This is a genomic window from Streptomyces sp. NBC_01317, from assembly GCF_035961655.1.
Taxonomy (GTDB): Bacteria; Actinomycetota; Actinomycetes; order Streptomycetales; family Streptomycetaceae; genus Streptomyces.
In genome coordinates this window covers 923,653-935,824 of record NZ_CP108393.1, presented here as the reverse complement: position 1 = coordinate 935,824, position 12,172 = coordinate 923,653, and the positions used below count along the sequence as shown (strand labels likewise).

Here is a 12,172-nt window from a genome sequence, read left to right as displayed (position 1 = left end):
GCCGGCGGTACGCTGTCCTGCGGCGCGGGGTTGCTCCGGTGCGCCGGGGAGTCCTCGGCCGTTTCCCCGTCCAGACGCGTCAGCACGTCGTTCGTCAGCACCCGGGCAGCCGCCGACAACTCCCTCGCCCGCGCCCCCCAACTGGCGGCGGTTCTGTGTGCACTCCTATGGCGGGATGTGGTTCGAGTACTACGACTGTGAGGTCGGCAGCCACTCGCCGTGGTCGACCCGGTCGACGCTTAGCGCCGCTTGACGGGGGATCAGGCAGCCGGGCCGAATCGCCCGGGGTGCCACTCGTCCGGGCGAATGTGGCCTGGAGTCCGCACAGGTCAGTGCCGTTTCGGGCGTGATCGTGTGTCGGGGCGGTGGTGAATCGTGGCCATACTGGGCTGCCGTAGAGCCAGTAGGCGCCGGTGAGCCGGTGTAGGGGGAACGATGCCCGAGATGGAACTGGTGGCCCAGGCCTTGGTCGCGGGGGCGACGGCCGGGTTGACGCAGACGGTCCAGGGGGTCGCGCGGGACGCGTGGGACGGAGCGATCTCCTTGGTGCGCCGTGAGCGGGGCGCTGCTGCCGACGAGCAGTCGTCCGCCACGGACCCGGGCGAGGCGGGCGGGCCCGTGGACGAGCCCGGCCGCGACGAGCGGGCCGGCAAGTACGTCCTTGTCGCGCATGAGGTCAAGGGCGTAGTGGTGGGCGACAACGCCCGCCAGGACAACCACTTCCACTGACCGGTGAGGAAGATGCGTTCCGGCGAAGGCCGCGGCAGCCGGTACACGGTTCACCTCAACGACGCCAAGGGTGTCGTCTTCGGGGACCATGCCGTCCAGCACAACAGCCTCTCGCGGAAGGTGACGGGCGTCGTACTGGCGGCGTTGGCGGCCGTTGTCTTCAGTGGCAACAACTCTTCGGTGGAGACGGCTCGGCCCGTCCGGCCCGTCCAGCCCGTTCCGTCCGCGCTCCCGGGACCGTCGTCTGACCCGTCGGCCACCACGAGTGCCGCACCGAGCCCTTTACCGACCCTCTTGCCGAGCATCTCACCGGCGCCGTCGGTCCGTCCGCCCACACCGCTGCCGCCGGTCCGACTCCCGGCTCCAACTGCCCCGCGCACCCCGTCCGCAGACCCGACGCCGAAGCCGTCACCGACGCGGACCTGCCGGTCGCGCCAGCAGTACCGGGTGACGAACAAGGGCCAGATCTGGGACGCCGAGGGGGAGCGCATCGGCGATGTCGCGTCGGGGACCCTGTTCTTCCGGCAGGAGTCCGCGAGCTATCCGCCGCCCGTCGATGACCGTTACTACGGGACCGTCGACGAGGTCATCTCGGGAAGCGCGACCGGTTATGTCCTGAGAAAGAAACTCGACTACGTCGGCGTCGTCGAGATCTGCGACTAGATACCCTCCGGCGCCAAGGACCCCGCTGTGATTCCTTCCGCAGGGCCGGGTCGTCGGTGACGCGATCGCCGCCGCTCTCGCGCGGGCGTCCGTCACCACCTTGCTCGGGATGAGCCGCGGGAAGACGTACCACCAAACGATCGCGTCAGCCCCACTTGGCCAGTAGGCCGGCGAGCAGTGTTTCGAGGAGCTGGTGGAGCGGATCCGTGAAGTCCAGGCGCATCGCGGCCAGCGCCGGTTCGGCTTCGTAGGCGGCGAGCATGGCGGCCGAAGGATGCGCGTGAGCCCAGATCGTGCCGGTCATCATCACGGCCGCGGCGGCGAAGCGCAGGGCGTCGGCCGCCCCCATTTCGGGCAGCCGCCCGCCGATCAGGCCCGCGAGGGTCTCGACGTCGCCGATGGCGGCACGTTTGTACGCGGCGGCCACACGCGCCGACACGTTGCGTTCCAGCACCGCCGCCTGGGCGCTCAGCAGATCGCACAGTACGGGGCGGGCCGCCAGGGTCGCCGCCAGCGTGGCGGCCACCGCTCGGCCGCGCCCGACGACATCCGCGTGTGAGTCCACCGCGCGGCCGAGCGCGTCGTCCAGGTGCTCCAGCCATTCCTGCGAGGCGGTGTGGAGCAGTTCCAGCAGCACGGCCTCGCGAGACTCGAAGTAGCGCAGCACGTTGGACTTCGCGAGGCCCACGCGGCGGCTCAGTTCGTTGAGGCTCACCTCCGCCACCGGCATCTCCGCCAGCATCGCCGCCGCGGTCTCCAGGATGAGCCGACGGCGCTGGGCGCGCTGCTCCTCGTTGCGTGCGCGCTGGAAGCCCTGAAGCGGTGCCGGGGGTGGGTTCGAGGCCATGCCCACAGCTTACAGACCCTTGGTCCGTTGTTATCGGACCTCCAGTCTGTTAGCCTCTTCATAAGAGACCGCTGGTCCGTTATGGCGCGGTTGAGCGTGACCATCCAGGAGCCCCCATGTACACCGTTCCCGACCAGACCGGAAAGACCGTCGTTGTCACGGGCGCCAACAGCGGCACCGGCGAAGAGGCCGCCCGCCGGCTCGCCGCCGCCGGAGCGCACGTCGTCATGGCCGTACGCACCCTCGCGAAAGGCGAGCGCGCCCGCGACGGGATCCTGGCGCGGGACCCGCGAGCCAGTCTTGAGGTGCGCCGGATCGACCTCGCGGACCTGGCGTCGGTGAAGGAGTTCGCCGACGGCATCCTCGCCGACGGCCGGCTGGACCTGCTGGTCAACAACGCCGGCGTGATGGCGCCCCCGTCGCGCATGGCCACGGCCGACGGCTTCGAGCTCCAGTTCGGCAGCAACTTCCTCGGCCCGTTCGCCCTCACCGTGCGCCTGCTTCCCCTTCTGCTGGCCGCCCCCGCGCCGCGAGTGGTGACCATGAGCAGCGGTACCGCGTCGTACGGCAGCATCGCCTTCGACGACCTCCAGTGGGAGCGGCGGCGCTACAGCGCCAACCGTTCCTACGCGCAGTCCAAGCTCGCCGACCTCATGTTCGCCCGCCACCTGGCCGTCCTCGCCCGGGAGCGCGGCTGGAACCTGCTGAGCGCGGCCGCGCATCCCGGCTTCACCCGTACCAACCTCCAGAGCGCGGGGGCGAGTCTGGGCCGGGACAGGCCCAAGCGCTCGCTGCTCAACAGCCTGCCCTTCCTGCCTTCGCAGGGGGTCGAACAGGGCGCTGAACCACTGCTGTTCGCCGCGACCGACCCCGACGCGGCCGCAGGTGCCTACTACGGTCCTGGCGGCCGGTTCGACCTGGTGGGGCCGACCGCCCCCGCCCGTATCCCGCGCCAGGCTCTCGATGACGCGAGCGCCGCGCGCTTGTGGATGGAGGCGGAACGCCTGACGGGTGTCTCTCTCCCGGCCCTGGCGGATCCTCGCGGCGCCGCCCGGCCGCCGCACACCGCCGACGGGCTTCCGTCCGGCATTGCCGACCCGTCCGGCATTGCCAACCCAGGGGTGCAAGCCTAGGCCTGCACTAGGCGGCGGACGAAGGCGTACGAGGTCGCGGCGGCGATGCTGATGAGCGTCAGCCTGCCGAAGCGGCGGATCCGGGACGGCGTGGACGACGCGGCCCTCACCAGCCCGGAGTTGCGGCTCCTCTCCCGGCTCGACCGGGCCGGCCCGGCGACGACGGCCGACCGGCGCGGCAGGAGCAGATCAACCCGCAAGCGATGGGCGCCACCGTGGCGCTGCTGGCGAAGCGAGGCTTCGTCGCCCGCTCACCCGATCCGCGATACGGGCGTCGCATGTTCCTGGCACCGACGACGGAGGGCGAGCAGGCGCTGCGCTCGGGCAACAGTGCGATCGCCGACCGGTTCACCGACGCCCTGCTCGCCGCCTTCGACGACGACGAGATCGAGGTGCTGCGGGCCGCCGCGCCTCTGATCGAGCGGTGGGCCGAGCGGATGTGAGGCGCGTACCGCGCCGGATCGGCCGGGATCGCCCCCCTTCCGACACCGAGCGCAAGTCGCTCCTGGGTGACGTGGGCACGGACGACCTGAGGTTCCGGTTCGTACGGAACCGGGAGAGCCTCGACGGTGACGACGGCTTCACTCTGGTCGACGTCGGGTGGGCCAAGGCCCCCGGCGTTCTGCTCGCCGCTGTGGGCGAACTGGGCCGCGAGCCCGGCGACATCAAGCACATCGTGCTGAGCCACGCCCACCCCGACCACGTCAAGGGTGCGGCGGAACTGCGCCGCCGCACCGGCGCCCGGATCCTGATCCATGAGGCCGACGCCGGCCGGCTGGAGGCGGGTCGTGTTCCCCAGTCGTGTTCCCCAAGGGGGACGCTCCGGCGCGTGGGGGCCCTTCCTCGACGGGATCCCGGCGCTTCGGTGGCCGCCGACCCCTCCACCCGGGCCGGCAGCCTGAGCCGTATCCCGCACAACGTGACGGCTGTCGGGTTGGCGCACGGCGCGCCGCTGACGGGGGCCGGGGTCGAGGGCTTCCATCAGTGCGTACGGCGGTTGTCCCCGAGGTGTGACCTCGGACAGTCCTGCGCCCGCGCCGGTCAGGCTCGCTCGCTCGCCGCGGCCTGCCGGATGCCCCCGAGGATGAGTGCGAGGCCTCGGTCGAACTCCTCGTCCGCGTGGCCGGCGCTGACGGCGGCGAGTCGGGAGAGGGCCGGGAGGGTGCCCTCGGCGAGGGCGCCGACGCGCCGTGCCTCGGCGGTCGCGGCGCCCTCCGGGGCCAGGGGGCCCGCGAGTTCGGCCTGGGCGAGGCCCATCACGAAGGCCATGACGGCGCGGAAGGCGGCGAGCAGATCCGCGCCGCCCAGGCCCGAGCGGGTGAGGGCGGACGCCAGGACCTCCGCCGGGGCCAGAGCCGCCGGGCCGGACGTGCGGCGTGTGAGGACGAGCGGTACGGCGGCCGGGTGCGCCCGGACCGCGTGCCACAGGGCGGTCGCGGCGGCCCGCGTGTCGGCGGCCCAGTCGTCGGTGGGTTCCCGCAGGTCCACCTGGGCGGCGAAGGCGTCGACCACGAGTTCCTCCAGTGCCTCGCGGTCCTTGACGTAGTTGTAGAGCGTCATCGGTCCCGTCCGGAGTGCCCCCGCGAGCGAGCGCATCGACAGCCCGGCCAGGCCGTCGCGATCGACGATGGCCAGCGCCTGCTACTGGATCTCCGCAATCGTGAACCGGGCTCTCATCGTGGCCCTCTCCTTGACACGTACAGCGTACGTATCCGAAGGCACTACACGTACACCGTACGTATCAGATCAGAGGGAGGACGCCCACCCATGCCCCCGACCCCCACCGCCCCGCCGGAGACCCGCGCGTCGATCCGGCCACGAACTCACCGGGCACCCACGGCCGACGGTGCTCGGCGGGGTGGGCCGTGACCGACCACGCCGCGCTCCTCGCCCGCCAGGACGACCACTTCGCCTCGTTCGCCCGCACCCTCACCGATGACGAGTGGCACCGCCCCAGCCTGTGCGCCGGGTGGACCAACCGGGACGTCCTCGCCCATCTCGTCCTCGGACTGCGGCTTCCGCTGTCACGGCTGCTCGTCGCCCTGGGCAGCCACCGCGCGTCCTTCGACAGCGCCAACGCGGACCTCTCCCGCCGCCACGGCCACCGTCACACCCCGGCCGAACTCCTCGACGCCTTCGACCGGGCCCGCGTGCGGCCCCGGGGCATCGGACGACTCCTGCCCGCCCCGCTCATGCTCGGCGACCACACCGTCCACCACCTCGACATCGCCCTTGCCCTCGGCCGCCCGGCCCGTACCGCTCCCGAAGTCGCCAACGCCGTCCTGAAGATCGAGACGACCGTTCCCAACCCGTTCATTCCGGCCCGCGCACGGGCCCGCGGCCTCACCCTCCGTACCACCGACACCGACTGGCACCACCCCGGCGATCGGAACCTCGACGTCGCCGGCACGGCCGAGCACCTCATCTCCGTCCTCGCCGGCCGGCGTCACGCCCTGCCCCGGCTCACCGGTGGTGGCACCACCACCCTGCGGACCCGTTTGTGAGCGCGATCCGTTGGTGCCCTGGCGGCTTTCCTGTTCACATGCCGGTGACGGCCCGGGCGGTGAGGCCGATCCCGACAAGGAGCACGAGGGCCGAGGTGGCGGCGGGGCCGATGCGCGCGAGCGCCTTCAGCCGGGCGGAGGCCCTCTGCGCGGTACGGGTGCCGATGCGGTCGCGCAGGTGTACGAGGAGGAGTCCGGCCAGGGTGAGGGTGGCGGCCATGCCGAGGCCGTAGCCGATGACGAGGAGGACGCCGAAGGCCGTCCGGCCGAGTGCCACGGCGCCGAGGAGAACGACCAGGGCCGACGGGCTGGGTACGAGACCGCCCGCGATGCCGACCCCGACCAGGGACCAGCGCCTTCCCCGGGACGGAGTGGGGGAGTGGTGATGATGGTCGTGGTCGTGATCGTGCTGGAGCGCGGTGGCCGGTTTGGTCAGGACGACGGTGGTGCCGCTGGTGGGTGTGTGGCGTGAGGGCGGCAGGACAGGCAGCGGGTGGTGGCTGTGCCCGTGCTCTCCATGGGGGTGGTGATGCCCGTGCCCGTGTCCATGCCCCTGCCCATGCCCGTGGTGGTGCTCGCGCTGGTCGCCTCGGACGGCTGAGCGCAGGAGTTGGCAGCCGATGGCGGTGACGAGAAGGCCGCTGACCACGCCGAGCCACGCGAGGACGGCCTCCCCGGCGAGGTGGGTGGCGAGCGGGAGGGCGAGGCCGAGGGCGAGGACGCCGGCCGTGTGGGTGAGGGTGACGGTGGCGCCGACGGTGACGGCGTCGCGAGGGGTGCCCCGGCGGCCGGCCAGATAAGCGGCCATGATCGTCTTTCCGTGGCCGGGCATCGCCGCGTGGGAGGCGCCGAGGACCACGGCGAGGAGCAGGGCGAGCAGGCCGACGGGAAGGGTCAGTTCGCGGCTGCCGATGAGAGCGTCGAAGCGGTCGGAGACCTTGTCGAGCAGGGCCGTGACGACGCCCGCTCCGGGCACGCCGGACGGCACGATCCGGGCCCCGGGCCCGGCCGTCGGCCCCTGCCCCGGGGCTGTCCGCAGTTCGGCACCGCGCTGGTCGAGCGGCGCGGCGAGCGGGTTTCGGGGGTAGTGACGGAGCCGGTCGGTGGCTGAGACCGCCGGGACGGAGGAGGCGGTGAGGGTGACGCCCTCGCCGTCGGCGGTGATCTCGCGCCAACCGATACGCCGGGTGTCGTAGTGGGTGACGACACGGATGTCGGCCGGCGAGCTGAGGGGCGCGTCGGCGTCGAGCCGGCAGGTCAGTCGGCTGGTCCTGAGCCCCGCCTCGCCCGTACGGAAGGTCAGGCCGCCCGCGCCCCGGTTCCACCGGATGCGCACACCGCCCACGTCGGCGGCCAGTTGCCCGGCGAGCGTGGCACATGCCTTGTCCGCGTACGCCCCCCGCTCATCGGCGCCGAGGGAACCGTCGTGGTCCCGGTCGATGAGCGGGCGCTCCTGCGCCGCCGCGATCTCTGCGCGGTCCACCACGATCTCCGCCTCGACCGCGTGCGGGCGGAGGGTGAAGTGGGTGGCGTAGTTGACTGTGAAGTTGCCCAGGGGGTGCGCGGCCGCCGGTGGTGCGGCGGCCAGCAGGGCGAACGGGGTGAGCAGAGCGGCGGTGAGCGGGACGGCGACCAGGCGCCGGCGGGTGCTGAGGTTCATGGGGTGTCGTCGATTCGCCGGACCGCCGCGCGCGCCGCGGGGGCGTGCAGCGGATGGAAGGAGGGGTCGATGGCCAGCGCCCGCCGGAGATCGCGCCGGGCGGCGGCGGTGTCACCGAGTGCCTGGTGGATGGCGCCGCGGTGGTACAGGAAAAGCGCGCTGTGGGTGCCGAGCGCGAGAGACCGGTCCGCCGGTACGAGGGCCTGCTCGTCGCGTCCGGCGCGGTGCAGCGCCCAGGCGTACGCGTCCTGTACGGCGATGAACGGCCGCTCCCGTACGGCGGCTTCGGCCATGGTCACGGCCCGCCGGGGGTCACCGTGGTCGGCTTCGAACAGGATCGCGTCGACGTCCGCCGGGGCGCGGCCCGCCCGGCTGAGTGTTTCCTGGGCGCGCAGGACCGCGTACTGGCCCTCGGCCTCGTCGCGGTGGCCGAGGGACTGCTGGAGTTCGCCGAGTTCCAGGAGGTACTGCGGCAGCGGGGCCGCCGCGACCGCCGTGGTGTAGTCGGCGACCGCCTGCCGGAACTCCCCCCGGGCCGCGTGGGCCTTGGCGCGGGCCGCCAGCAGACCGGGGTCCCGGGGCGCGAGGGCCAGACCGGCGTCCGCCAGGCGCAGCGCGGTCGCGGGGTCGCCGCTCTCCTGGGCGAGGGAGGCCAGGTGGGTGTGGGCGAAGGCGCGCTCGCCCGGGGTGCCCCCCGCCCGCAGCGCGCGTTCCATGAGGGACGTGGCCCGGCCGGTGTCGCCGCGCAGCTCGAACGTGTAGGAGGCGCGGGCCAGGGAGGAGCTGTCCGGGCGCAGGTCGGCCATCTTCTGTACGGCGTCCTCCGCGTCCTTGTACCGGCCGAGTTGGGTGTGGGCGTCGGCCAGGACTCCGTAGGAGGCGGGGGTCGCGGGGCTGGTCGCGATGGCCCTGCGGGCCCAGGTCAGGGCGTCACGGAAGCTGTGGCGGGCCGCGGCGAGGGCGCCCATGCCGATCTCGGCGTGGAGGTTCTCGGCCGGCAGGAGTGCGAGCGAGCGGCGCAGGGCCGTCTCGGCCTGGGCGTACGTGGACTGGTCGGCGGTGGTCCTGGCCTGCTGCACCAGCGCCATCCCGAGGTCCGCCCAGCTGACCGGATCCTTCGGTAGGCGCCGTACCCGCTCGCGCATCGCCTCGATGCCGCGCGCCTGGCCGGAGGCGGGCGAAGCGGTGACCGAGGTGTCGGGTTCGGGTGTGCCGGAGCCGGCGGGGGAGAGGCCGATGGCGCCGACGGTGAACATGACCGCTCCCAGGGCGAGAGTGATCGCGGTGTTGCGCAGGTGTCTGCGCCGGCGGATCGCGGGGGCGGGTGGGTCTTCGGGCCGGTGCACAGGATTCTCCCCGGTGAAAGGCGATGGATGGGGCCCCGGGCGGGACCGGAGGACCGACCTCCGTGCCCCGCCCGGAGCGTGGTGGGTCAGCCGGACCTGCGGCTGAGGCCGAGGCCGCGGCTACGGCGAAGGCGGAGGCCGCCCGCACCGAGCAGCAGCGCGCCGAGGCCGCCGAAGGCCGCGGCGCCCTTCATCGAGGTCCTCTCGGGCGCGTCCGGACCGCTGTTCACGGACTTGGTGTGCGGAAGTGCCAGGTACGGGAACGACGTCCCGAAGGGCACCTCGTTGGTGTCGACCTTGTCGCCGTCCGCGAGGGCCGGAACGAGCTGGCCGGTCTGGGCGGCGCCCTCGACCGCCTGGAGGGAGATGTCGATGGCGTCGTCGGTGAGGCGGCGGCCGTTGGGGAAGCCCGCCAGGTCACCGGCGAGCACGCCGTACCGCTGGGGGTCGGCGGTCGGCGGCACGGCCATGTTCAGGCGCAGCTCCTCCGCCGGGACGATCTGCTTCAGCGACGCGTCCTTGTTCAGGCGGTGGGAGTTGAGGTCGGCCTGGATCGGCCCGCACGCCTTGCAGATGCCCGTCAGGTAGATCTCGAACAGGTCCTTGCGCGGGGTGGCCGGGGCCGGGATGCCGTACACCTGCTGGATCAGCTTGGGCAGGATCGGGTCGAGGACCTTGTCGACGACCGGCTGGACCGTACGGTCCTGGTCCGGGTTGAGCGTGTTGAAGGCGTCCTTGTACTTCAGCGGTACGACCACCTCGTTGACCAGCGGGTTGCCCAGGCGCGAGACCTGCTTCCACGGGGCGGGGCGCGGCGCGCGCGAGTCGGAGACCTGCACGCCCTGGCGGTCGGTCGTCGACCACACGCCGATGACCGGGTTACGGCCCGGGTTCCCCTTCAGCGCGAGCTGTGCCTTGGGGATCTGAAGGGCGACGGAGTTGACGTTGTAGCCCGCGAGGGTGTCCTGGCCGGTCTCGCTCAGGTTCCCGCCGTACAGGAGGTCGAAGACCCGGAGGTCGGCGAAGAACGAGTCGTCCGCCTGGCCGGCGAAGGTCTTGCCGCCGCCGGGTACGTTGCGGATCGCCTGGTTGCGCAGGGCGGCGTAGTTCGGCATGGAGGCGGGCCCCACGCGGGAGGGGGCGGCCGGTACGTCGGAGAGCAGGACCTTGCTCTTGCTCCCGTGGGAGACCACCAGGTCGTAGACCTGACGGAAGTTGAGGTCCGGGTCGTTCAGCGAGGTGACCGGGCCGGTGTTGTACAGGAACTGGTTGGCCGCGTCGCGGACCTTGTTGTGGAAGCGCCAGGTGTACGTGATGTCGGAGACGCCGTCACCGGTGTTGTCGATCTTGATGTTGTAGCGGAGATCCTCGCCGAAGGCGTAGAAGTTCGGCCCGCCGTTGGGCTCCTCGAACGGGATCCAGTTCGCCAGGAGCGTGACCGAGTCGGGGCGGTCCAGGCTGGTGTACGCGTACACGTCGGTGTTGTCCGCACGCGGGTCGCCCGCGATCAGCGGCGCCTCGCGGTGGCTGGAGGCGGCGCTGACGCCCGGCGCCAGGGTGAGGGCGCCGAGGCCGGTCGCGAGCGCGCCGGCGCCCAGGACGAGGAGGGACTGGTCGAGCACGCGCCGCGAGCGTGGTCGTGCCGATGATGTAGGTCTGGACTTCAAGACGGTTCCTCTCGAATGCGAACTCCCGGCCCCTCGCACACACCGCGCGAGGGGGCAGGGGGAGGTTCAGGTGGGGTGGGGCACGGAGCCGGACCGCGCGCCCGGAGCCACCAGCGGTGGCCCCGGCCGTGGGGTCGGCCCACGCTTCCTCTTCGTCAGGACCCCATGGGGTGGGTTGGTCCCCACCGGCCTGTTCCCTCGAAGGAGTGGGCGTCTGTGCTGCATTCGGGCGAGTGTTCCGCGCGATGCGAGGATTCCGTGTGACACAGCCGCGCGGCCCGCACCGGGAGCTGAGTCCGGTGCGGGCCGCGCGGATCGGTTCGGTCGGGAGTGCCTGGGCGCCGGCTCCGTGTCGGCCAGTCCCGCGCGAAATTCTCGTAGGTACGGCGGCCGAAGAGGAACGCGTCCGCCCTACCGAGCCGGGTGCCGGCCTGCCGTTCGAACTCCTCGTCCATGTGCGGTACGAACCATCCGCCCCGGGAGGGAGCCGGACGGCTACCCGAAGGTGAACGAGAACGCCTCGACACCGGGTGTGGGGCGGATCTCGACGCGCGCCCGGCGGGGTTCGGGGTCGTCGACCAGGCTGTAGAGCGTGGGAGTTCCGTGGGCCTGAAGGGTCTTGGTCACCTTGCCGTTGACGAGCTCCTGGACCGGCCCGTCGCCCGCCAGGACGACGTTCACGTTCTTGCCGCGGTAGTTGAGCGCGACCTTGGCGCCAGGTCCGGCGGTGAAGTGTTCGTATCCGTGTCCAGGTGCCGTCCAGGGCGATGCCGTCGGCGGGGAGGGCGGCCGGGAAGCGGTAGACCGCCGCCTTGTCCTCCTGGAGGGGCCGGCCGGCGTACCTGCGGATGCGGAGGTTGCTGAGATACGTCTCCGGCGTGCGGCCCTGCGTGAGGTGGTCGCCGGTCCGCGCGGACTCCGTGCGCCCCGGCAGCCGGACGGTGGGGTCCGCCTGCTTGAGCAGGTTCCTGATCAGATCCTCGGTCCGGTTGCGGTAGTTGTTCCAGGTGTCCAGGTTGTTGTCCAGAGCCACCGGATAGGTGACCCCGAGCTTCTTCGCCCGGTCGGCGACGTTGCCCGCGTCCTTCTCGAAGGCGAACTCCGGGGAAGGGACACCGATCACGTCGAGCCCCGCCGCGCGGTAGGCTGCGCTGGCAGTTGATGCACGAGTACGTCCAGAAGTCGATCAGAACGACTTTCCCGCGCAGCGACTTCAGATCGATCGGGCGGCCGCCCGGTGTAGTCGGGCAGCGCGCGCTGGATGGCGGGCTGTTGTACGTGCCGTGCGCGGGACCGGTCCTCGCGGCCATCACCGTGGCGGGGGCGCGCGGCGAGATCAGTCTCGACATCGTCGCCCTGACCCTGTCCTTCGCCGTGGGCACGGCCGTTCCTCTTCTTGTCTTCGCCCTGGCCGGGCGCCGCGTCGCCGAACGCGTTACGGCTTCCGTACCCGCGCAAACTGCGCGTCGTCGCCGCCAGCCTGATGATCGTGAGCCCCACGTACCGCAGGATGTCCTGCGGCAGGCCGAGGGCGGAGATCAGTGTCAGGCCCAGCAGCGTGAAGAAGCTGAAGCTGACGACGAGCCCGGCGACCACCGCGTAGGGGCGGCGGTTGCGGGCGAC

The 12,172-nt window shown here is 72.1% G+C and carries 13 protein-coding genes and 2 pseudogenes; 6 read left to right on the top strand and 9 right to left on the bottom strand.

Annotated elements, in window-relative coordinates:
- The first annotated feature begins 435 nt into the window (after window positions 1-435).
- Window positions 436-729, top strand: coding sequence for a hypothetical protein (locus OG349_RS03965; protein WP_327233248.1), 294 nt, complete (start codon window positions 436-438; stop codon window positions 727-729).
- Window positions 730-1,176: 447 nt separating this feature from the next.
- Window positions 1,177-1,392 (top strand): hypothetical protein, encoded by a 216-nt coding sequence (locus OG349_RS03960; RefSeq protein WP_327233247.1) that lies wholly within the window; start codon window positions 1,177-1,179, stop codon window positions 1,390-1,392.
- 145 nt (window positions 1,393-1,537) lie between these two features.
- Here OG349_RS03960 and OG349_RS03955 read toward each other — a convergent pair whose 3' ends face one another.
- Window positions 1,538-2,239 (bottom strand): TetR/AcrR family transcriptional regulator, encoded by a 702-nt coding sequence (locus OG349_RS03955; protein WP_327233246.1) that lies wholly within the window; start codon window positions 2,237-2,239, stop codon window positions 1,538-1,540.
- Window positions 2,240-2,355: 116 nt separating this feature from the next.
- Between OG349_RS03955 and OG349_RS03950 the strand changes: the two genes are divergently transcribed.
- The gene (locus OG349_RS03950; protein WP_327233245.1) at window positions 2,356-3,372 is read left to right on the top strand and encodes an SDR family oxidoreductase; all 1,017 of its coding nucleotides are present in this window, start codon (window positions 2,356-2,358) and stop codon (window positions 3,370-3,372) included.
- On the opposite strand, the gene OG349_RS03945 is transcribed toward OG349_RS03950, so the two are convergent.
- Complete coding sequence (locus OG349_RS03945; RefSeq protein ID WP_327233244.1) at window positions 3,369-3,572, bottom strand: hypothetical protein; 204 nt, start codon at window positions 3,570-3,572, stop codon at window positions 3,369-3,371. The genes OG349_RS03950 and OG349_RS03945 overlap by 4 nt on opposite strands.
- Before the next feature lie 3 nt (window positions 3,573-3,575).
- Here OG349_RS03945 and OG349_RS03940 point away from each other — a divergent pair, with 3 nt between their 5' ends.
- Both OG349_RS03940 and OG349_RS34780 read left to right on the top strand, forming a co-directional pair.
- Window positions 3,576-3,815: a hypothetical protein gene (locus OG349_RS03940; RefSeq protein ID WP_327233243.1), complete on the top strand. Its 240-nt coding sequence runs from the start codon at window positions 3,576-3,578 to the stop codon at window positions 3,813-3,815.
- Window positions 3,797-4,147: pseudogene (locus OG349_RS34780) on the top strand (MBL fold metallo-hydrolase); the annotation flags it as partial. The gene OG349_RS03940 and the pseudogene OG349_RS34780, both read left to right, overlap by 19 nt.
- Before the next feature lie 266 nt (window positions 4,148-4,413).
- Here OG349_RS34780 and OG349_RS03935 read toward each other — a convergent pair.
- Window positions 4,414-4,932, bottom strand: a complete 519-nt coding sequence (locus OG349_RS03935) for a TetR/AcrR family transcriptional regulator C-terminal domain-containing protein (RefSeq protein ID WP_327233242.1) — start codon at window positions 4,930-4,932, stop codon at window positions 4,414-4,416.
- Window positions 4,933-5,237: 305 nt separating this feature from the next.
- On the opposite strand from OG349_RS03935, the gene OG349_RS03930 reads away from it, so the two are divergent.
- On the top strand, window positions 5,238-5,876 hold the full coding sequence (locus tag OG349_RS03930) for a maleylpyruvate isomerase family mycothiol-dependent enzyme (protein WP_327233241.1): 639 nt from the start codon (window positions 5,238-5,240) through the stop codon (window positions 5,874-5,876).
- 34 nt (window positions 5,877-5,910) lie between these two features.
- Here OG349_RS03930 and OG349_RS03925 read toward each other — a convergent pair whose 3' ends face one another.
- The 6 genes and pseudogenes from OG349_RS03925 to OG349_RS03895 form a co-directional block, all read right to left on the bottom strand.
- Window positions 5,911-7,536, bottom strand: a complete 1,626-nt coding sequence (locus tag OG349_RS03925; protein ID WP_327233240.1) for a HoxN/HupN/NixA family nickel/cobalt transporter — start codon at window positions 7,534-7,536, stop codon at window positions 5,911-5,913.
- A complete protein-coding gene (locus OG349_RS03920) occupies window positions 7,533-8,882 on the bottom strand; it encodes a tetratricopeptide repeat protein (RefSeq protein WP_327233239.1) in 1,350 nt (449 codons plus the stop codon). Before OG349_RS03920 ends, OG349_RS03925 begins: the two co-directional genes overlap by 4 nt.
- An 86-nt stretch (window positions 8,883-8,968) precedes the next feature.
- Entirely contained in the window at window positions 8,969-10,549 is a 1,581-nt protein-coding gene (locus OG349_RS03915) for a DUF4331 domain-containing protein (protein WP_442806193.1), read from the bottom strand.
- A 495-nt stretch (window positions 10,550-11,044) separates the two neighbouring features.
- Window positions 11,045-11,416, bottom strand: coding sequence for a hypothetical protein (locus OG349_RS03905; RefSeq protein ID WP_327238433.1), 372 nt, complete (start codon window positions 11,414-11,416; stop codon window positions 11,045-11,047).
- Window positions 11,355-11,582: pseudogene (locus tag OG349_RS03900) on the bottom strand (hypothetical protein); the annotation flags it as partial. The pseudogene OG349_RS03900 and the gene OG349_RS03905, both read right to left, overlap by 62 nt.
- A gap of 86 nt (window positions 11,583-11,668) precedes the next feature.
- Window positions 11,669-12,145 (bottom strand): hypothetical protein, encoded by a 477-nt coding sequence (locus tag OG349_RS03895; RefSeq protein ID WP_327233238.1) that lies wholly within the window; start codon window positions 12,143-12,145, stop codon window positions 11,669-11,671.
- Between the last annotated feature and the right edge of the window lie 27 nt (window positions 12,146-12,172).

Bases quoted from the DNA above. Each gene is read 5' to 3' on its own strand.
- OG349_RS03965 (WP_327233248.1), top strand. From the start codon at position 436: ATGCCCGAGATGGAACTGGTGGCCCAGGCCTTGGTCGCGGGGGCGACG.
- OG349_RS03955 (WP_327233246.1), bottom strand. From the start codon at position 2,239: ATGGCCTCGAACCCACCCCCGGCACCGCTTCAGGGCTTCCAGCGCGCA.
- OG349_RS03950 (WP_327233245.1), top strand. From the start codon at position 2,356: ATGTACACCGTTCCCGACCAGACCGGAAAGACCGTCGTTGTCACGGGC.
- OG349_RS03940 (WP_327233243.1), top strand. From the start codon at position 3,576: ATGGGCGCCACCGTGGCGCTGCTGGCGAAGCGAGGCTTCGTCGCCCGC.
- OG349_RS03935 (WP_327233242.1), bottom strand. From the start codon at position 4,932: ATGACGCTCTACAACTACGTCAAGGACCGCGAGGCACTGGAGGAACTC.
- OG349_RS03925 (WP_327233240.1), bottom strand. From the start codon at position 7,536: ATGAACCTCAGCACCCGCCGGCGCCTGGTCGCCGTCCCGCTCACCGCC.